We start from the raw sequence: 20,423 nt of genomic DNA, 5'->3' as shown, positions 1-20,423 counted from the left end.
TCAGTCTAGCTAATGACTAATGACTAATGACTAATGACTAATGACTTAAATTGACTGCCAGAATCAAAACTCTCTTGTATTGTAAATTTGTCAGCTTGAGCTATTCCAATACCATTAAGACTAATTAACCATGTCAATTAGTTCATTTCCTAAAGCCCTGCGAGTCTTTGCCAAAGCTAAGCAGGTTTTTGTCCAATCCAGAAATCCTTACCCTTCTTCTTTGCGGAACGGGCGAGTTCACCAGTGGTTTAAGTGGTTGGCCCCCGGACTGTTGGTGAAACGGTGGCTGCTGATCAGTGCTAGCGGTGTGGTACTTGCCACTTTGGGTTTAGCGATTTGGACTGGGATGACTCCGATCTTTTTCCTGTTGCAATTGTTGAGAAATTTTTTGACCTGGATTGCGGAAGTTATTCCCAATTACATCTCTGGCCCGATCGTGATTGCGGGGGGAATTTTGTTAATTCTGTGGGGCCAAACTCGCAGTTTGAACTCGATTACTCAAGTGCTGATGCCCGAAGGCAATGAGGAATTGGTCGATCGACTCCTCAACCACCGCCGCTTGCATCGCGGCCCGAAAATTGTCGCAATTGGGGGGGGTACAGGCCTTTCTCATTTGCTTAGGGGATTGAAGGATTACAGTGCCAAAATTACTGCGATCGTCACCGTGGCCGATGACGGCGGGTCTTCCGGGCGACTGCGGCGGGAAATTGGAGTATTGCCGCCTGGAGATATTCGCAATTGTTTGGCCGCTTTGGCCGATGAGGAAAAGTTATTAACCGAGTTATTTCAATACCGCTTTCAGGCCGGTGACGGTTTGGTCGGTCACAGTTTTGGTAATTTGTTTTTGACGGCGATGAGCGATATTGCTGGAGATTTGGAACAGGCGATCGCCGCCAGTTCTAAAGTTTTAGCTGTCAGAGGGGAAGTGCTGCCGGCTACTCTGAGCGACGTTTCTTTGTGGGCAGAACTGGCTGACGGCCGGAGAATAGAGGGGGAGTCCAGCATTAGCGAAGCTAACGGGCAAATCGTCAAAATTGGCTGCACTCCGGCTAATCCTCCGGCTTTACCGAGGGCGGTTGAAGCATTACAAGAAGCGGATTTTATTATTATTGGGCCGGGGAGTCTTTATACGAGTGTAATTCCGAATTTGTTGGTGAAGGAAATTGCGGATGCGATCGCCAATAGTGAAGTTCCGCGCATTTATGTGTGCAATATTATGACTCAGCCGGGGGAAACAGACGGATACAGCGTTGCCGATCACATTCGGGCGATCGATCGGGCTTGCGGCCGCCCCCTGTTCGATGCTGTAGTAGTTCAAGGAAAAGTCCCATCTGCAAAATCTTTGATCCGCTATTCTCAGGAGAATTCCTATCCGGTTGTACTCGATCGTGAAGCCATAACGCAACTGGGGCGGCGCATTGTCATCGCCAATGTCATGGATGAAGATAAAAATACCGGTTTAATTCGCCACAATTCCCAAAGATTGGCGGGGATGTTGCTGCGTTGGTACGGCCGCGCCCAGAACATTTAAGCAGTTGACAGTTGACTGTTAACTGTTGACAGTTGACTGTTGACTGTTGACTGTTGGCTGTTGACTGTTGGCTGTGCAAACTAATGTTATTGGTTATTAGCAGCCCCAAGCGAATAACAAATAACAAATAACAAATAACAAATAACTGATATGATACTTCCTCTTCCAGATGCTGAAGCTACGCGCAAGTTGGGCATAAAATTAGGTCGATCGCTCCCACCAGGCACTGTAATCTTGTTACAAGGAGACTTAGGCGCCGGCAAAACCACCTTGGTTCAAGGTATCGCCGAAGGTTTGGGAATCTCGGAATCTGTGGAAAGTCCTACTTTCACCCTGATTAACGAGTATTTTGCAGGGCGGATTCCGCTGTACCATCTAGACTTGTATCGACTCGAACCCGAAGAAGCGGAGGCTTTGCACTTAGAGAGTTATTGGGACGGATTAGAAAGGGATTTGGGGATTGTGGCGATCGAATGGGCCGAAAGATTGCCGTACAAACCAGAGAATTCTTTGCAAATTTGTCTGAGTTATCAAGATAGTGGACGGCAAATTGAATTGATTGGTAGCGGCTATTTATTGGATTGGCAATCACAAGATTGAAAAAGGGCGATTCTCTATTCTTCAGAAACATTTCTCGCAAGGTGAGGAATCGCTTCATAAACTTATTTAGCATAAGTCAATCTTCCTCATTTTTGCGGATTGATTCTTCGATTTCCTCCAGATGTGCATCAGCATAAGTCCAAACATTGACTAGATTGGCAGCGCTTAGATGGGGATAAAATTGTAGAAGTTCAGCATCGCTTGAACCTTGACGGCGCCAACTTTCAAGCAGCCAAACTGGGATGCGAGTTTTGGCGATACAAGCATCGCCGCCGCACACATCGGGAGTCTTGGTAATTCCCGGCCAGGTATTGTTTAAACTTTGGGTTAAAAGCCGTATTGCATCAGATTTCTCAGTCGGAGTTAAGGCAAGAAGTTGTGTTTCTAGTTCTTTAAGCATATATAATATAGCCTCGCTCGTCAGGTAATATATTCAGATAATTTTAGCACAAATTTTGCTGTAATGTTTTAGGTATGTTGTTGGGCTTGAGCGCTCTTTTCTTCTATAGAAAAGTACGTATAGCGGTTCTGGGATAGATGAGGTATATATAGCGGTTATCAGAAAGATGAGGTATGTTGTTGGGCTTGGGCCCTAAGAGTTTAAGTGGTTATGTAAGCTTTTAGTCATACCTCATCTTTTTGAGAAAGGCTATATTAAATGTCGAAAACCTTGATGTTTTAGGTATGTAGTTGCGCTTGGGCGCTCTTTTTTTCTATAGAAAAGTACGTATAGCGGTTCTGGGATAGATGAGGTATATATTAAATGTCGAAAACCTTGATGTACATAGAATATGGCATACTTCACCTTTTTGATAAAGGCTATACTTGCGCTTGGGCGCTCTCTTATATATGAAAGAGCGCCCAAGCGCAACTACATACCTTTGTTTATATAAATTGACTACTCTGCGTCAAATTTCAAGGCTTCACCTCGGACATTTGTATCTAATTTACCGTTCTCAAAAACAACTTTTCCTCCCACAACTGTCACCACGGGCCATCCTGTTAAATTCCAACCTTCAAAGGAACTCCAGCCGCACTTGCTCGCCATTTCTGCTCCGATTACCGGGCGGTAGTTGTCCAAATCGACTAAGACTAAATCGGCGTCAAAACCCGGAGCAATCGCCCCTTTGTTCGGAATCTTATAAGCCTTAGCAACTGCCGCAGACATCCAATTAGCAACTTGGGCAACTGTACATCTTCCCTCGACTGCTTGCGTCAGCATTAAAGGCAAAGAAGTTTCGACACCGGGCATTCCCGATGGGCTATTTGGATATTCTTGAGCTTTTTCTGCTAAGGTGTGCGGCGCGTGATCGGTGGCGATAAAATCAATTACGCCGTCTAATAAGGCTTGCCAAAGTATTTCGTTATCGCGGGTATCGCGCAACGGCGGATTCATCTGGGCTAAACTGCCGATTTTTTGATAGGCGCTGGTATTTAACAACAAATGCTGCGGGGTTACTTCTGCTGTTACCCAACTGGGTTTTTCTTGTCGCAAAAACTCAGCTTCGTCGCCAGTTGAAAGATGCAGAATGTGCAGTCGGCGTTGATATTTTTTAGAAAGTTTTACGGCTAGCTGAGTTGCTAACAAGGCTGCTTGATTGTCTTGAATTTGCGAGTGCACAGCTAAATCGGTACTGCCGGCAAATTCCTGACGGCGCTGATTAATTCTAGTTTGATCTTCGGCGTGTACTGCAATTAATCGATCGCCCTTTGCGAAAACTCGCTCTAAATTTTCCTCTCCATCCATCAACAACAGTCCGTGCATCGAACCCATAAACACCTTAATCCCCGGAGTCGGATTCGCATCCAACAAATCCGGTAAATTCTCCGGCGTCGCCCCAATAAAAAAGCCGTAATTGACCAAACACTTGTCAGCAGCGCGCCTTAGCTTGTCATCTAAGGCCGCTTGGGTTGTGGTTAGGGGGCGGGTATTCGGCATTTCCAGAAACGATGTCACACCGCCCTTAGCGCAGGCACAGCTAGCCGTAAACAAATCTTCCTTGTGTTCCAAACCCGGTTCGCGGAAGTGTACCTGCGGGTCAATTACTCCGGGCAAGAGAGTTAAGCCGATCGCATTTATTTCGCGATCGCACTCTGCCGCAATCTCCGGAGCAACCCGAACAATTTTGCCATCGCTAATTTGCACGTCCCCTACCAAAAACTCACCGTCAGGTAACAGAATGCGAGCGCGGCGGATTAACAAACTTGATGTGGTCGGCATAAGCTATAATTAAATAGGTAATGTACGTAGAACCCCAGACAAATTTTATCCTCAAAAGAGTTGGAAAAATACTAATAAATATAACTAGCTTTCGGGAAAATTGTAATTTTTACGATCGACCTCGGCGCACCTTACTCAACCAGATAGTACAAAAACTCACGTCTGGGGCGCAGATTTTGCAGATTTCCTCAAAAAACCCCGAAATAAGTTTATAATTTGTATCCAGCCCAGTGACTTAAATACTTATGACTCGTCTAGACAAGTCAGCCGACCAGAAACCCCCGCAAGATACCGAAAATCCTTGGATAGAAGGAATTAAGACGATCGGCTTAGCAGCATTCTTAGCCTTTGGTATCCGCACTTTGGTTGCTGAAGCTCGCTACATTCCCACCGGCTCAATGCTCCCAACCCTACAAATTAACGATCGATTAATTATAGACAAGGTGAGCTATCGACTCCAAGACCCGCAGCGAGGAGATATTATCGTGTTTATGCCTCCGGATCCGGCGAGTTTGTGCACGGGACAGCCACCGCCGATCAAAGATGCCTATATCAAGCGAGTGATCGGACTTCCGGGCGATACTGTGGAAGTCAAAGATGGAAAAGTTTATATCAACAAGCAGCCGCTACAGGAAAAATATATTGAAGAAATTCCGCAATATCCCTACGGGCCTGTAGTAGTATCTCAAAATTCTTACTTGGTACTCGGGGACAACCGCAACGCAAGCTGTGACAGCCATTATTGGGGCTTTGTACCCAGACAAAATATCATCGGTAGGGCGATCGTCCGTTTTTGGCCTCTCAACCGCACAGGCTCGATCGACCCCACGCCAATTTATCCCGCTAAAAATTAGCTACCATTCAAATCCTCGGCGGTTGGAAACCGCATCTACACAAACCATTTCCGCCTCCGGTGACATCAGAATCATTTCAAATCCTCGGCGGTTGGAAACCGCGTCTACACAAACGATGTCCGCCTCCGGTGACATCAGAATCATTTCAAATCCTCGGCGGTTGGAAACCGCGTCTACACAAACGATGTCCGCCTCCGGTGACATCGGAATCATTCAAATCCTCGGCGGTTGGAAACCGCGTCTACACAAACGATGTCCGCCTCCGCGGACTAAGAAATATTGAATTTCAGAGCAATAATGTACAATCGACTCTTTAACCCGCGGAGGCGGGTTTTGGTTGTGTAGACGCGGTTTCAACCGCCGGGGTTTGTGGGTTGATGAGTAATATCAATATTCCGATCCTTTGACATCGGAATCATTTCAAATCCTCGGCGGTTGGAAACCGCGTCTACACAAACGATGTCCGCCTCCGCGGACTAAGAAATATTGAATTTCAGAGCAATATTAGGATCGACTCTTCAACCCGCGGAGGCGGGTTTTGGTTGTGTAGACGCGGTTTCAACCGCCGGGGTTTGTGAGTTGATGGGTGATATCAATTCCGGTGACATCGGAATCATTTCAAATCCTCGGCGGTTGGAAACCGCCGGGGTTTGTGGGTTGACGAGCAGATTTAGCCTCAAGTTTCGCGATCGAGCACCTTCACAACCTTGTTATACATATCCTCAGCTTCTTGCGGCGAATTACCGATACTCGTCAATCCCAATTTGCCAAACTCCGACAAACAACCCATTAAATGAAACACGCTCCCCGTCTCAGTACCAGTGTCAAAGTGCAGTTGATTGTCAGCAATAATATCCATCAAATCATTCGGCAACAATCCCCGATATCGCTCCTTTTTCAAATTATCCGAAGCCACATAATATTTCGGACGCCCCTGCTGGCTGTAAAACAATCCCGTAGTTCGCTCGTACCGACCATTTGTTAACAGTTTTAAAGCCATAAACGGATGAGTTGTACCTCCTTTTCGCAAGTTAATTTCTATTGCTTGAATATCCCATTTCCCGTCCGCTTGCTTGACAGCAACATAATCCACTCCAAATCGCTCTAAAGCACCTTTTGCCGCTAGATTTTTCCCCACTTTCCATCCCAATTCTTGCAACGCCAGCCGATAGGATTCATCCGCAGGAAATCGGCAACCCAAGAAAATTTGACCGTCCGGGCCTCCTAAAATCTGGTCGTGGGTTGAGAGAATTTCTACTTCGCCGCTGGGGATAATTCGACCTTGAACGCTGGGCGATCGCTTTTCTTCTCCTTCGATAAATGCTTCCGCAATTGCTCCTAATTCGGGAATGCGACTGCTGAAATTTTTCCAGGTTTCGCCTGTTGATTGAAAGCGCAAATTGTGGAAGCAATCGCCAAGTGCTTTAACTCTTTCTTGAGGTGCTTTACCTGCGATCGGCTGCAAATCTAAAATTGCATTTCCTTCCCCCGAAAAACCTTCATTTAACTTAATTACCATCCGCTGCAAATCTGGCTGTCTTTCCCACAGCGCAGCCGCAGCTTGGGCCAAATCTTCTGCATTCCAAACCAAATCAGAACCATCAGGATAAGGTACGCCAGCTTCTTGAAAAATTTGCCGACTGCCGCTTTTTGTTCCCCAATAAAGCAAATCCGGATCGCTAGCCCACAAAGGAATTCCCAATTTAACAGATAACTCCCGCTCTAAGGGCGTTGAGTTGTAGCAAACCATATAAGATTTTGTCGGGCGTGCTGAAGAGCGAATTCGCTCCATCAAGCGGGGACGATCTAAAATTTTCTGGGTGAGGGATTTCGCCGATGCATCGTAAGCCGAGAAGAGCAAAAGGCGATCGCGCGCGTGAGAAAATGGAATACCTGGGAGCAATTGCAGGTAATAATCTATAATCATGGGGTGCAGCGGCTCCGAGGTAATGTAAATTAAGCGCGTGCGAGGATTTCGCAGGCGAATCAATGAAAATAAATGCCGCTCTTCGTAGTGGTAAGCACCCTCAACTTTCAGAATTTCTTGCTGATCTAAGCTGAGAGAAGGAATGACGATAATATCACAATCTCCGCTGTCAAATTCTTCTATCTCTCGCCAACGTTCGCGTAATTCTGTCTGAAGATTGCGAAATTTCTGTGCGGTTTCCGAAGCAGAATTGTTTGACTCTTGCATGACGTTTAATCCTAATTATTCAAATAATGATTGCTGGTGGTCTAGGGTGAGTCAGCCCAAATATTTGAAACAACTCAACTGGCACTCTTATAGGGGTTAATCTTGAGGTACGTTGTTGCGCTTGGGCGCTCTTATATATTAGATAAAGAGCGCCCAAGCGCAACAACATACTTTTATTATCAAAAATGTCCAAATAATGACTTAAGGTGCGTCTGTTCAAATAATTGAGATAACTCAAACAGTTTTTTTTCTGACGTACCCTACCGATAACTAAGAAATCCGCCGCACTCGAAAAAGTTTGGCGTATGCCAATATCGGCTCTAGGCGGCGTTGATTTTGCTTGAGTGCCGATCGCAATTTTTCCGAAGGGCGGAATACTAGAGGAGCCGAATATTTGTTCAGCATCTCGATATCGGGCGACTGACTCAGCAACATCAGCCGTACATCTTTGTCGAGCAAATAACTCAGGGAGAGCAAATCTCCCATGTTAGTAAAGTCATTACCGCGATCGCTAATTACAATTGTATCTTTAATCGAGCGATTAGCCATCGCCTCTTTGTTAATATTTCTCGCAACTTCAGCATTAAAATAGCTCAAGTCTTTGCTCCACCAAGTATCAGAAACACCGCTGACTGTACAGGATGCTATGCTTGCTGTAAATACCCCCGCTAAAATGACTTGCCAAAACCGCTGCTGAGTTTTCACATTACTGGCCAGCAAGCAAGCAACTGCTAGCTGCACCCCCGGAAAGCAGGAAATCAGATAGCGGCTGACGGCGGAGCGTTTGCCACCTAAGATTATATCCGGTAAAACCAGCATCAAAAACGGGACAAAAATTGATGTTACAATAAACAGCAAAGTCGAAATATTTGTGCGGCGGCAGATGTTGTAAACGGCTGCCACAATTAACAGCAAAAATGGCAATCTCAGCAGATAAGTCCAGATATTGTCAAAGCCGAAGTCGAAGTCAAAAAATAAGGCTGTAAAGCTGAGCGTCCACAATTTTGCCAGGTACAGCCAACCAGGAGATATTCGCGTCCAATCTGTTGTTGCTGAGGCTCGTTCCAGGTTGGTCGCCAGCACGTAAATCCACGGCAGATACAAGATTAAAGCGGCTGTTACTGCTAAGAAAAATTGCGAATTAGTTAAGTGACCTCGCAATTTTCTTTTTTTGACAAACAGCCAGCAAGCAATTATAAAAACTCCATGTCCGACAAGTGTTAACGTGAAGAAAGGGTGAGTGTAGCAACCGATCGCGATCGCGATCGAGTAATACGCCCAATTTTGCCAGCCCCGCAATCGCAATGCTCTCAGCAACAGCCAACTGCTGCCAATCACCGTTACAGTCAGCAAACTGTACTGCCTTGCTGTCTGAGCAAACAAGATGTCAAAGGGAGATAAAGCCAACAGCGTTGTTGCTACTAAGGCTGTCAAATTTGAAGCGAAAAGTTCCTGGGCTAAAACGTACATCAAAGGCAGCGACAGCAAACTCAATATTGCTGGCAAACTGCGAGATGCTGCAAGAGAACTGCCAAATTGCTGCATCCACAAACGAGCCATCAAAAAGTACAAAGGCGGATGCTGCGGATCTTCCAGTGCTAACGAACGTATTGTGTCTGCTGCTGTACTTCCCGGTTTTATCTGCTGATATTTCTGCAATTCTGGTGCAGGAATAATCCGGTTTTGAAATAGTTCGTCGTCGATTTCTTGCCTGGTGAAACCAGCGGCGCGGATTGATGTGTAAGCTTCGTCGTGCCAGTAAAGTTTGCGATCGATCTCGAAGAACCGAAATCCGATACCTAGTAAAATTCCGATCGCCAATAAGCTGATTAGCAACCGGGAATTTTGGGGAATTTTGGGATTAACAGATGTGTCTTGATTTGTTGTAGATGCCATGCTTATCCTAATTGTGGCGATCGTCCCAGAGGCGTACCGATCGACTTAGGGGACGATCGCACCACTACGCTCAGAAACCGGGTTTTTTACCGGGTTCGCCTGCTGCAACCTTTGTATTGCTGTGGAAAACCTCCCGTTTGGGCCCTGTTAAAGCTCGATCGATACAATACAGATCCCAACTGACCATCATTCTACCCTCTGCCGAAAGCCTTCTACCTTTCAACTAAGAGCCACCGTCAACAGTTGACTGTTCGTAGTGCGGACTTCAGTCCGCAATATGCTGCGGACTGAAGTCCGCACTACGAACGGATCTTATCGCGGTCAACCGACCGGACACGATATGATTTTAATTTCTCCCTCGAAGGCGGGCGGGCTTTCAACCAATTCTTTCCGGATCGGGGCGCGATCGCGCCCAACCAGCCCAAAATCAAGAATTCTAAACCAAATCCCCCCAGAACCTCCAGACCCCAAAAATAACTGCTAACATACGTGTTGTACAGTTAATCAACAAGCTCCGCAAGGGGTCTACCCGCGTACCGAAAATGGCAAAAAAAGAAGCTTCTACAAAAACTACTGAAAACACAGAAAAGCAAAAAGCCCTAACTTCCGTACTGTCCCAAATCGAGCGCAGCTTTGGCAAAGGAGCGATCGTCCGATTGGGAGACTCCACACGCATGAGGGTAGAAACCATCCCCACCGGAGCTCTGACACTGGACATTGCTTTGGGCGGCGGTTTGCCAAAAGGCCGAGTAATTGAAATTTACGGCCCCGAAAGTTCCGGTAAAACTACTCTAGCGCTCCACGCGATCGCCGAAGTCCAAAAAACCGGCGGCATCGCAGCCTTCGTAGATGCCGAGCACGCCCTCGATCCCACCTACGCCTCAGCATTAGGCGTCGATATTGAAAATCTCTTAGTTTCCCAGCCGGATACCGGCGAAATGGCCCTAGAAATTGTCGATCAACTCGTGCGATCCGTCGCCGTCGATATCGTAGTCATTGACTCCGTAGCCGCCCTCGTCCCCCGCGCCGAAATCGAAGGTGACATGGGCGACTCCCACATGGGTTTGCAAGCCCGCTTGATGAGTCAAGCACTGCGGAAAATCACCGGCAACATCGGCAAATCCGGCTGTACCGTGATTTTCCTCAACCAATTGCGGCAGAAAATCGGCATAACTTACGGCAACCCCGAAACAACAACAGGTGGTAACGCCCTCAAATTTTACGCCAGCGTGCGGCTCGACATTCGCCGCATTCAAAGCTTGAAAAAAGGTACCGAAGAATACGGCAACCGCACAAAAGTTAAAGTTGCTAAAAATAAAGTTGCTCCGCCTTTCCGCATTGCCGAATTTGACATTGTATTTGGTAAAGGCATTTCTACCTTAGGCTGTCTGACTGACTTGGCAGACGAGATGGGAGTAATCCTGAAAAAAGGTTCTTGGTATAGTTACAACGGCGAGAACATCGCTCAAGGACGAGACAAAGTGATTCAACACATGGAGAAAAATATCGATTTCAAAAATGAGATCGAGCGCCTAGTACGGGAAAAACTTGATACTGGGGCAGTGGTTTCTGCTAATTCTGTCGCTCCTGTGGATGTCGATGCTGATGATGTCGATGCTGATGATATTGATGTTGATGATGACATTCAAGATGTAGGAGATATGGAAGAAATTTAAATTTTGTCGCGATCGCTCATTAGTGCTGTCCGCGAAGAGCGTATTGTATAATACGCTCTTCGCGGACAGCACTCAAATAAAAAATGCTTGTTACAAAAATGAGATGCTCTCTGTTAAATGGGTGCATCTCATTTTTGCATCAATACTAGCTCGCTTCGAGTGCGTAGGCGCAAGCCGGGACGTAGCCATCGCCCGGGGAAATTTCTGTCACCGAGAGCTATTGAGGTGCGTCGCTACTCGAAAAGTCGATTTTAATTCAGTTTAATGGCGACACACCCTACGAATAATATTGCTACAGGGCAAGCTGTCAACTGTTTACTTCACCCTGCTTCAGGTCTCTTCACCTTGATTCACTTGGTAGCACTCGCATCACTGGGTTTACACGCTTCAGCTTCTAACTCATTGCAAGTACAAATACTTAAGAGCAAAATAGATTCATATACGTAAGTAAAGGAGTTCCAATCACCGCTAAATACTGTGGAGTTTACGGTTACTTCCCTCTGGGTCAAGCTGCGGTAACGAACACTAGCCAGATTTTGACAACTGACAGATTTCACCTCTGAGGCTGTTTGTAAAGAAATGTAAAAGCTCCTGAAAGTTAATTGCTGTTACAGAATGTAGGATTTCTGAGCTGAACTGTAAAAAAAAGTTGTCTTGATTCATCGCAAAAATGAACTGGACAAACATGAATTTCATTTTTCAGGAACTTAAATTCTTATTCCAGGGAGAATCAATCATGACTGACGGTCGATTAGGAGTTATATTAAAGATGGCTCAAACAATTAATCCTCAAATTGAGAGCGATCGACATTTTGAAATAGACTTGGAAAAATTGCGTCAACTGCCAGCAGGAACATTAGGGTGCGAAGTGGCGCGATTTCTAGACGAACAAGGGTTTGAGCCGATCGCATCTGGAGACTGGATTCAACGAAACCACGACGTTTGGCACGTTCTGACGGGTCTTTCACCTTCTGCTGAAGATGAATTTGTACTTCAAGCGTTTACACGCGCTCAAGTATTTCGCCCTTCCTGTGCGATTTTAGTGTTAGTTGGACTGCTCAGTGGCAAATGTGCGATCGGACAAATTATCAAAGGTTTAAAACATGGAAAATTAGCCGAGCGACTAATTGACTGGGACGTTGCATCTGATTGGGAAACTCCCTTATCTGAAGTCCGAGAGAAACTGGGGATTCTACCATTAATTGATTAATTTTTTAACTCGTCACTGCACTGCAAAACTATGCAAAGCACAATTTACAAACCGGTAATCAGCCTGAGCCCGCGAGAAAGAGCGATCGCCCAATTAGTAGCCCAAGGTCTGCCCAACAAATGTATTGCCAAAAATTTAAATATCAGTCACTGGACGGTTGCTACTTACGTGAGGCGGATTTTTATCAAACTCGGTGTTTGTTCTAGAACTGCGATGATTGCACTGTTGATGCAAGAAAATATGCTCTGGGACTCATAAGTCGATTTAAGATTTTAGATTTTAGGTTGACTCAACTCGATGAATCAGGGAACTTGAACTACGGTCTAAAATTTGGGAATCGATTTTGACCCTCGTGTCGGGCATTTATATCTGTTGTTGAGGCGAAATAAGTTAGATATAGCGGTTCTCACAAAGATGAGGTATGTTGTTGGGCTTAAGCCCTCTTAGCTTAATAGTGATAGAAGCTGTCAGTCATACCTCATTTCTTTGAGAAAGGCTATAGCACGGTGCGTCAGCCTGATTTAATTCTCTGGTAACTCAGAAATTCTCTAGTGACGCACCCTACAGATATGCTCGGAGAAAAATAAAAACCCGGTTTCACACGGAAACCGGGTTTTTATTTGCAACCTTTAAAATGTTTTATGCCAAAGCCACAGAACGAGAAGAATTTCTCAAAAAATTCAGCAATTCTCGATTCACCGTTTGCGGCGCTTCCTGCTGAATCCAGTGACCGCAGTGAGGAATTAATTTTAACTTAAACGGCGCCGTAATTAACCGATCCAAACCTTCTACAAGCGTGTGGCTCAAAAACGCATCTTCTTCTCCCCAAAGCACCAAAGTAGGCACTGTCACAGGTTCTAAATTCTGCCCCCAATGCCAAAGACGCTGCGGGTGCAACATCTGCTGGTAATAATTCATCGCAGCCGCTAACACTCCTGGCTTTTCTAAAGCGGTTTGATAAATCTTAGTTTCCTCAGCGCTAAAAGCTCCTTTGCGAACAGCTTGTCCTTGCAAGATATTTTGTACAAAATCTTTCAAATTTTGCCGGATCAACCATTCGGGGATGCCGGGAACTTGAAAAGCCAAAATGTGCCAACTGCGACGGAGTTGGTCTAAATTGCTTGCCATTTCCTGCACGAATCGCTGCGGGTGCGGAGCGTTTAAAATTGCTAAGCGGTTGAGTTTTTCGGGGAACTTTTGAGCTAAGTTCCAGGCGATCGCACCACCGCAATCGTGACCGACAATGTGAGCTTTTGTATAGCCGAGCCGATCGATCAAACCGCGAATATCAGCACTCAGCGTATCCAAATCATAACCGCTTTCCGGCTTGTCCGAATCGTTGTAGCCCCGCAAATCCGGCACCACAACCTTGAAATGGCGTGCTAAAGCAGGAATTTGATGGCGCCAAGAGTACCAAAACTCGGGAAACCCGTGCAGGAGGATAACGAGCTCGCCTTCTCCTTGAGAAACGCAGTGCAAGCGGATGTTGTTGGTTTCGACAAAGCTGTGTTGCTGTTCGGAATCTAAAGATTTCATAGTTGGAAAGTTAAACTTATTTTCGGGGAGTACAGAACCCGCCGACTGATAGCAGGTTCAAATAGCGCAATGGTTTAAATTCTTCTGTTTTTATTCTAGCTGCTTTTCGATCCCCGCCGCTGCAATGTAGTTAAACGTAAAACTTGTAGAGTTTTTCGGTGTCGTCTTTTTAGGTGTAACTACTTATAGCTTTTCTCAAAAATATGAGGTATGACAGACAGCTCGATAACCGCTTAAACTAAAGGGCCCAAGCCCAACAACGTCCGCGAATCTTTCTGAGAAGCGCTATATCAACTTTTTTATAAAAAAACATTCGGTAAGCGGAAAACTCAGAGGCTTCAGCCCGCTCGATGTAAGCGACACGGGCGGTTTCAACCGCCGTGAATCTTTCTTAATTCTTAACATTTTTGGCAGTGTAAAAAGGACAAAAGCTCTTACAATAAGCATAGTGGGATGGATACACAGGTCAAACCTGAGAAGCAAATGCCTACCATAAAGGTACGCGGGGACTCCACGAAACCAAGGGATAAAAACCCTTAAACGCTTGAGGAGCTTGTTGAAAGACAAGGATAGCAGCCCACCATTTTTTGGCAAAAGGATTGCGCCCAGGAACCCTAGCAATAGGGATATTAAGAACGAAATTTCTTAAGAATCTCAGTGTCTTTAGACCTGAGAGTGTCAAATTAGATTCTGTTGTTTTAACAGCGGCGGAGGCGGTTTAATAATAGCACAATTTCGTCCGTTGCCGATCGCATTTTTGCAGCAGACAGATCGGATTGATTGATGATAATACTAAACACCAGCGGCTCGTAATTCGGAACTTCGATATATCCCGACAGTGCCGAAACTCCGCTCAAGGTTCCAGTTTTTGCTTGCAAAATTACGCGGTTTGGTGTATTATTTATGCGAGTTTTCAAGGTGCCACTCTCGCCAGCTACGGGTAGTGATGCGCGGTAGATAGATCCAGCAGGTGAAGTCGCCATCAATCTCAAAGTTTGCACCAAGGCTTCTGGACTAATTAAATTGTGGCGGGAAAGTCCGGAACCGTCAGCTAATTTGTAACTATTGGGATTTACCCCTAATTGAGTTAAAGCTGTTTTTAACTCCTTCAAACCAATTTCACCTGTATCCTCTTGTGGCACAGGCATCTTGCCTGTGACTTTCCCTAACAATCTCAATAAAACTTCTGCATAAAGATTGTTGCTTTCCCGATTAGTTTCTTTTACCAATTCCGCCAGCGGTGGCGATTCCACAAATGCTAATTCCCGATCGCCATTGCGAGAAACTGGGGCAACCAAAGTTTGTTTGACAGCGATTCCCTCAGCCACTAAAACTTGCTGAAAATGTTGCAAAAAGTTAGACGCGGGATTGACAACTGCGACATAAGCTGATTCAGATTCCGCACCAACTTTCAACTGCCCGCTAACTCTAATTGTGGGTCGATCGAATTCCCTGCCAACTTCAACAAACTCCGATTCGGTGGTGGGGACTGTGATGGAATTGTTGAGAATTTGCCACTGATTTGCTAACTTAGGTTCAGCAAAAGAGACTTTTAGAGGTTGCCCGATCGCCTGCGGTGACAACAGAAGCTCGATCGCATTTTGATTGAAAATTAAACTGTTAACCGGCGCGCCATAGCCAGCTTGGGCGTCTTCCCATTCCCAATTCGGATTGACTGCACTGCCTTGAAAATAGCTGTCATCGCCAATCAACTCATTAACTTGACTGATTCCCCGCTGCTTCAACTGCGATGCTAAGGATTTTAACTGAGTCTCAGCAATGCTCGGATCGCCCCTACCAGCAACATACAAACTGCCATTGGCGCCACCGTAAACCGATGTCTTAATCCGAAAATCGGCACCGAGTTTCTGCAAAGCAGCGGCTGTGGTTAGCAGCTTGACATTGGATGCTGGAATGAAATATTTGGTGGCCTCACGGCTGTAGAGAGTCGCCGTAGAAGATAGCGGTTGAATCAAAATGCCCCAGCGCGATCGGCTAAATTCAGCACGATTGGCGATCGCATCCACCTTCGCCCCCAATTCTCCAGGACAAATATCCCCAGTAACCCCAGGCGTTTGAGCGACTACCGCCGACGTGCGCCCCAAAATTAGGACTAACAAACTAACCGCAATTCCTTTGATTCTCAAAGCGTCACTTCCCTCACAATCATCACGTATTTCTATCTAAAAAAATCTGTATTTATCTGCTCGTATCTGCTTTAAATCTGCGGCTTGCCATCCATCAAAGACTTAATAAAAAAATCCAAATTACATACGAACATATAGCCTTTATCAAAAATATGAGGTATCACTGACAGCTTATATAACTACTGAACTCAGAGGGCTAAAGCCCAACAACATACCTCATCTTTCTGATAACCGCTATATCTAATTAAAATCACCGAATCAAGACAAGACTAATAATAATAACGCATATGTATTCTTGGATTGAACAGCGCCTCTACAGGTTTTCCCCCTTTGAGGTGCTGTTCCACAATCAACGGTACATCACTAGGTTTAACTCGACAATACCAAATTTGGTCTGGAGTAACTCGCACAGTTGGGCCCGTGTTGCACTGTCCCTGACAGCTAGAAGCTTCAACTTTTACCCCTGGGACTGGTTGGGCTTCAAAAGCAGCTAGCACTGCTGCTGAACCATGTCTCAAGCAAGATTGATACTGGCAAACTAATACACAGTGCGTTTCTGGTGGGGTATCTGCTTCTGGGGCTGGAGATTCTGGCATCGCTAAGAATTTATCTGCTGTTTAACATATTTTAACAATGTTGTCAGGTCGATCGCCCGCGCGCTTGACTGACAAACGGCAGAATTCGTGAGTGCGATCGCAAAAACCTTTCAAATTCTGGGATTCAAACTTTTTCCATCCTTCTAGCTGGTAACGAATCCGCTCTCCCGACTGCCTTTGTGCTATCTGTGTCACGCTTTCCCTATATGATCGGAAGTAGAGCAACAACTAAATCAACCGCCAATCATGCCCAAAACAGTAGCCGATGTGATGAGTCGCGATCCGATTTTGGCGCGCCCCGAAACGCCCTTAAACGAAGCGATTAAAATTTTAGCCGATCGACGTATTAGCGGCCTTCCCGTTGTAGATGAGAATGGCTTATTGGTAGGAGTCATCTCCGAAACCGACTTGATGTGGCGCGAAACCGGCGTCACTCCGCCCGCTTACATCATGGTACTCGACAGCGTGATTTACCTAGAAAATCCCTCGCGTTACGAGCGAGAACTCCACAAAGCTTTAGGACAAACAGTAGGAGAAGCGATGAGTAAAGAACCCATTACCATCGAACCAGACAAATCTATCCAAGAAGCAGCCAAACTAATGCACGATCGCAGCATCCACCGATTGCCGGTAGTCGATAGTGCTGGTAAAGTAATCGGCATCCTCACTAGGGGAGATATTATCCGATGGATGGCGGCCCAGTCTTAATTAATTGTTACAATTGAAGGATTGTATCAGAAAATGAGCCGATCGCTCCTTCAATCTCTAAGCTTTTGGCGATCGCCAACTACCTAAGAAGTTAATTGCTTTGATTCGCTCGCTTTTTGGAAAAAAATCCGCGTTTATTGGCGTTTATCTCAGATTTCCCCATCAATCAAAGATTTATGCAATAAGTCTCTAGATTCCCCAGAAAAAAGTCAGGAATACGCGCAGAAATATTTCTTCCTTCTTCCTTCTTCCTTCTTCCGACTTAGAGCGGAATTCCATCCGTTACATCCGTTACAAAATCCGTTGCCGAACTTCCTTCTTCCTTCTTCCTTCTTCTTCCCAATTATCAATTTAAAAATAGCATGAGTATTACCCCTGAATCTGTCGAACAATTGCTAAAATCCGAGGATTTTGGCGAGAGGCTGCGAGGTGTCAACCAACTGCGACAGCTAGAACCGGCGATCGCCTATAATTTGATTCAAATTGCGATCGGCGACAAAAACGTCCGCGTTAGATACGCAGCAGTCAGCCAAATATCAACCCTCGGCGAGCAAAATCTGCCCAACGCTTTAGAGGTACTGCTTCACAGCTTGCGAAACGATCCCGAACCCGACGTGCAAGCAGCAGCAGCCGATGCTTTGGGCGCCTTGAAATTAACCGCTGCTTTAGAAGATTTGCAGCAAGTTTACAGCAGTACATCTGAATGGTTGGTGCAACTCAGCATCGTCGCAGCTTTGGGAGAAATGGGCGATCCGAAAGCATTTCCAATGTTAGAAAATGCCCTCGGTTCTGAAAACGAATTGATCCAAACTATTGCGATCAGTGCATTAGGAGAATTAGGGGATAAACGGGCGCTGCCGCTGTTGCTTCCCTATGCTTCCAATGCAGATTGGCAGATTCGTTATAGAGTCGCCCAAGCTTTGGGGCGGTTGGGCGGTGTCGAAGCAGATGCAGCTTTGGAAATTCTTGCCAAAGATGAGGTTGAGCAAGTGTCTCAGGAGGCTAAAGTCGGACAAGATAATATTTTGAAATTGTGAGTCTTAAGCGGTGAGTTTTGAATTAATGGATAATTTTTTGTGAGGATTCTACTAAAAAATTAGTTGGCGCGCGATCGCTAACAAGAGTGAAACCCGGTTTCTTCGTATATTTTTCGTAACTAAACGCAAAACTCGAAGAAACCGGGTTTCTAGCCCCCCAGCCCGTAAACTGGACGCGCAATATGAACCTTACTAATCGGGAAAAATCTCAAATTTAAAACTCTATCTCAGATTCCGCGCAGGGCGGTTTTATTGTCGTCAGACAAGTTAGGTACGTAGTTGCGCTTCAGCGCTCTTTATAATCTTAGGAAAGAGGGCTGAAGCCCAACAACGTACCTCATCTTTCTGAGAACCGCTATACCTCACTTTTTTTGAGAACCGCTATAAATTGTATTGTTGTACGTATATTAACGGTTAAATCTCAAAAAGCAAGTATAATAGATTACTTGCAGAAACAATGATTGTGGGTAATTGTTCTGTGTGGCACACTCGTGGCTGCGGAATCTCGGTTGCATTGATGCCACGGGCGATCGCACTCTGGGCTTTTTCAACCAGAGTCCGGATCTTGACATCCGCAGTTGAAGAATAGGTATAATAAGAATAGATACAACAGTGGCAGGGATTAACACAATTGTTGAAGCCTGCCCAGCCTGCGATCGGGGAAATTATCGTTAAGACGGTAAGCCATCTACCAGCTCAGCCCAGTCTTAAACATTTTTATCATCCCCATGCTTGAACAACTACAAAATTCCAATTCTCAGTCTGCGGACATTTTAACAGGAGAGCGATCGGCTTCTCAAGTTTCACAACCTGCACCAGCCACAACCAATCAAAACTTTATTTATAGAGTTTTAGAACTCACGAACATTGAACGCAGCAAATTGAGTTTGTCCCCCCTAACCTTGAATACTCAGTTGCTGAATGCGGCGCAAAATCACACCCAAAACATGGCAGTGCAAGACTTTTTCGATCACACCGGAAAAGATGGTTCGTCAATGGGAAGTCGGATTACTGCAACGGGCTATAAATTCAGATCGGCAGCAGAAAATATCGCTGCGGGTTCTTCTACACCCGAACAAGTTGTATCATCATGGATGAACAGCAGCGGCCACCGGGCTAACATTCTTAACCCGAACCTGAAAGAGATTGGCATTGGTTACTATTTCCTAGGCAACGATACTGGCAGCGTCAATTACAATCACTATTGGACGCAAGTTTTTGCTACTTCGCTTGATGGTAGTGTCAATCCCGCACCACCTCCCACTCCCACTCCCACTCCCACTCCAACTCCCACTCCCGTACCAACTCCAACTCCAACTCCTACACCCAGCACATTAGTCTCGATTACTTCCCCAATACCCAATGCTACAGGGGACGGCAGCCCGACGACAGCACCCAAGAATACAGCCAGCGGTGGCAATTATTTCCTATCAGATGCTGCTGATACTCAAATACCTGCGAGTGCTGTGGGATTGCAAATTTTTGCCCTTTCCGGCAAAGACAATATCACTGGAGGAGCAGGCGCGGATACGATTAATGGAATGCAAGGTGCGGATACAATTAACGGTGCAGGCGGCGATGATCTTTTGTCCGGCGGCAAAGATTCGGATTCAATTGATGGCGGTGCTGGTAATGATTTTATCAGCGGCAACAATGATAACGATCGACTAATCGGAGGAGACGGTAACGATACTCTCCGAGGCGGCAAGGAAAACGATATCTTGATTGGTGGTAACGGCGATGATGTCTTGGCGGGCGATCGCGGGCAAGACATTCTCACCGGCGGTGCTGGAAGTGATACGTTTATCCTAGCGGGAGGTTTGTCTGCTTCGGCTACTTTAATTAATGCCGATGTGATTACCGATTTTGTGGCTGGAGATAAGATTGGTTTGACTGACGGTATCGGATTTGCTAACTTGACTTTTGAAGCTGTGAGTTTGCAGTTGAATGGAGCTGCAAGTGTCGCTTCTACGGCGATTAAGTCGGGTAGCAATTATCTGGGAATTGTGCAGGGCGTCAGTCAAAGTCAGCTTGCGGCTTCTGTTTTTGTGAGTGCAACTTAGGCAGCGAAATATCGCTAGTCTAAATCGATTGAACATCTCTCATAATTCTTGTGGGCAGGCAGAATGCCTGCCCTTAACAGGAATTGTGAAATAAGTTTATCCTAGCGAGTCATACCTCATATCATAAAGGTTCGTAGTGCGGACTTCAGTCCGC

Annotated in this window: 18 protein-coding genes; 9 read left to right on the top strand and 9 right to left on the bottom strand. The window is 45.8% G+C overall.

Annotated elements, in window-relative coordinates:
• Nucleotides 1-130 precede the first annotated feature (130 nt).
• Together yvcK and tsaE are read left to right on the top strand one after the other, a co-directional pair.
• Nucleotides 131-1,531 (top strand): gluconeogenesis factor YvcK family protein, encoded by a 1,401-nt coding sequence (gene yvcK / locus QZ938_RS18330; RefSeq protein ID WP_293348736.1) that lies wholly within the window; start codon nt 131-133, stop codon nt 1,529-1,531.
• A gap of 150 nt (nt 1,532-1,681) precedes the next feature.
• Complete coding sequence (gene tsaE, locus QZ938_RS18325) at nt 1,682-2,131, top strand: tRNA (adenosine(37)-N6)-threonylcarbamoyltransferase complex ATPase subunit type 1 TsaE (RefSeq protein ID WP_293148407.1); 450 nt, start codon at nt 1,682-1,684, stop codon at nt 2,129-2,131.
• Nucleotides 2,132-2,207: 76 nt separating this feature from the next.
• Here tsaE and QZ938_RS18320 read toward each other — a convergent pair whose 3' ends face one another.
• Together QZ938_RS18320 and QZ938_RS18315 are read right to left on the bottom strand one after the other, a co-directional pair.
• Entirely contained in the window at nt 2,208-2,531 is a 324-nt protein-coding gene (locus QZ938_RS18320) for a DUF433 domain-containing protein (protein WP_293348733.1), read from the bottom strand.
• 498 nt (nt 2,532-3,029) lie between these two features.
• On the bottom strand, nt 3,030-4,352 hold the full coding sequence (locus tag QZ938_RS18315; RefSeq protein ID WP_293348730.1) for a dihydroorotase: 1,323 nt from the start codon (nt 4,350-4,352) through the stop codon (nt 3,030-3,032).
• A 245-nt stretch (nt 4,353-4,597) separates the two neighbouring features.
• Here QZ938_RS18315 and lepB point away from each other — a divergent pair, with 245 nt between their 5' ends.
• Nucleotides 4,598-5,206 (top strand): signal peptidase I, encoded by a 609-nt coding sequence (gene lepB, locus QZ938_RS18310; RefSeq protein WP_293148401.1) that lies wholly within the window; start codon nt 4,598-4,600, stop codon nt 5,204-5,206.
• Here the strand turns inward: lepB and QZ938_RS18305 are convergent, their stop codons facing one another.
• The 3 genes from QZ938_RS18305 to QZ938_RS18295 all read right to left on the bottom strand — a co-directional run bounded on the left by QZ938_RS18305 (nt 5,207) and on the right by QZ938_RS18295 (nt 9,296).
• A complete protein-coding gene (locus tag QZ938_RS18305; RefSeq protein WP_293348727.1) occupies nt 5,207-5,419 on the bottom strand; it encodes a hypothetical protein in 213 nt (70 codons plus the stop codon). It abuts the gene before it with no gap.
• Nucleotides 5,420-5,882: 463 nt separating this feature from the next.
• Nucleotides 5,883-7,400 (bottom strand): peptide ligase PGM1-related protein, encoded by a 1,518-nt coding sequence (locus tag QZ938_RS18300; RefSeq protein WP_293348724.1) that lies wholly within the window; start codon nt 7,398-7,400, stop codon nt 5,883-5,885.
• Between the two features lie 270 nt (nt 7,401-7,670).
• Nucleotides 7,671-9,296: a glycosyltransferase family 39 protein gene (locus QZ938_RS18295; RefSeq protein WP_293148395.1), complete on the bottom strand. Its 1,626-nt coding sequence runs from the start codon at nt 9,294-9,296 to the stop codon at nt 7,671-7,673.
• A gap of 542 nt (nt 9,297-9,838) precedes the next feature.
• On the opposite strand from QZ938_RS18295, the gene recA reads away from it, so the two are divergent.
• The 3 genes from recA to QZ938_RS18280 all read left to right on the top strand — a co-directional run bounded on the left by recA (nt 9,839) and on the right by QZ938_RS18280 (nt 12,440).
• Nucleotides 9,839-10,972 carry a recombinase RecA gene (gene recA, locus QZ938_RS18290; protein WP_293148393.1) on the top strand — a complete coding sequence of 378 codons (1,134 nt, stop codon included), beginning with the start codon at nt 9,839-9,841 and terminating at the stop codon, nt 10,970-10,972.
• Nucleotides 10,973-11,708: 736 nt separating this feature from the next.
• Nucleotides 11,709-12,182, top strand: a complete 474-nt coding sequence (locus tag QZ938_RS18285) for a Coq4 family protein (RefSeq protein ID WP_293335572.1) — start codon at nt 11,709-11,711, stop codon at nt 12,180-12,182.
• A 30-nt stretch (nt 12,183-12,212) separates the two neighbouring features.
• Entirely contained in the window at nt 12,213-12,440 is a 228-nt protein-coding gene (locus tag QZ938_RS18280) for a response regulator transcription factor (RefSeq protein WP_293148388.1), read from the top strand.
• Nucleotides 12,441-12,821: 381 nt separating this feature from the next.
• Here the strand turns inward: QZ938_RS18280 and QZ938_RS18275 are convergent, their stop codons facing one another.
• The 4 genes from QZ938_RS18275 to QZ938_RS18260 form a co-directional block, all read right to left on the bottom strand.
• A complete protein-coding gene (locus QZ938_RS18275) occupies nt 12,822-13,718 on the bottom strand; it encodes an alpha/beta hydrolase (RefSeq protein WP_293348721.1) in 897 nt (298 codons plus the stop codon).
• A 698-nt stretch (nt 13,719-14,416) separates the two neighbouring features.
• Nucleotides 14,417-15,865 carry a D-alanyl-D-alanine carboxypeptidase/D-alanyl-D-alanine-endopeptidase gene (gene dacB / locus QZ938_RS18270; RefSeq protein WP_293348718.1) on the bottom strand — a complete coding sequence of 483 codons (1,449 nt, stop codon included), beginning with the start codon at nt 15,863-15,865 and terminating at the stop codon, nt 14,417-14,419.
• Between the two features lie 269 nt (nt 15,866-16,134).
• Nucleotides 16,135-16,461, bottom strand: coding sequence for a (2Fe-2S) ferredoxin domain-containing protein (locus QZ938_RS18265; protein WP_293348715.1), 327 nt, complete (start codon nt 16,459-16,461; stop codon nt 16,135-16,137).
• Between the two features lie 21 nt (nt 16,462-16,482).
• Nucleotides 16,483-16,656, bottom strand: a complete 174-nt coding sequence (locus tag QZ938_RS18260; RefSeq protein WP_293148382.1) for a hypothetical protein — start codon at nt 16,654-16,656, stop codon at nt 16,483-16,485.
• Between the two features lie 51 nt (nt 16,657-16,707).
• On the opposite strand from QZ938_RS18260, the gene QZ938_RS18255 reads away from it, so the two are divergent.
• The 3 genes from QZ938_RS18255 (at nt 16,708) to QZ938_RS18245 (ending at nt 20,269) form a co-directional block, all read left to right on the top strand.
• Nucleotides 16,708-17,169 carry a CBS domain-containing protein gene (locus tag QZ938_RS18255; RefSeq protein ID WP_293148380.1) on the top strand — a complete coding sequence of 154 codons (462 nt, stop codon included), beginning with the start codon at nt 16,708-16,710 and terminating at the stop codon, nt 17,167-17,169.
• A gap of 362 nt (nt 17,170-17,531) precedes the next feature.
• The gene (gene nblB, locus QZ938_RS18250) at nt 17,532-18,206 is read left to right on the top strand and encodes a phycobilisome degradation protein NblB (protein ID WP_293148378.1); all 675 of its coding nucleotides are present in this window, start codon (nt 17,532-17,534) and stop codon (nt 18,204-18,206) included.
• Nucleotides 18,207-18,934: 728 nt separating this feature from the next.
• Complete coding sequence (locus QZ938_RS18245; RefSeq protein ID WP_293348712.1) at nt 18,935-20,269, top strand: CAP domain-containing protein; 1,335 nt, start codon at nt 18,935-18,937, stop codon at nt 20,267-20,269.
• The last annotated feature ends 154 nt before the right edge of the window (nt 20,270-20,423 follow it).

It is taken from the genome of Microcoleus sp. CAWBG27 (genome assembly GCF_020883145.1).
Taxonomy (GTDB): domain Bacteria; phylum Cyanobacteriota; class Cyanobacteriia; order Cyanobacteriales; family Microcoleaceae; genus Microcoleus.
The sequence above is the reverse complement of the archived record's forward strand: the minus strand, read 5'-3'. Positions and strand labels throughout refer to the sequence as shown.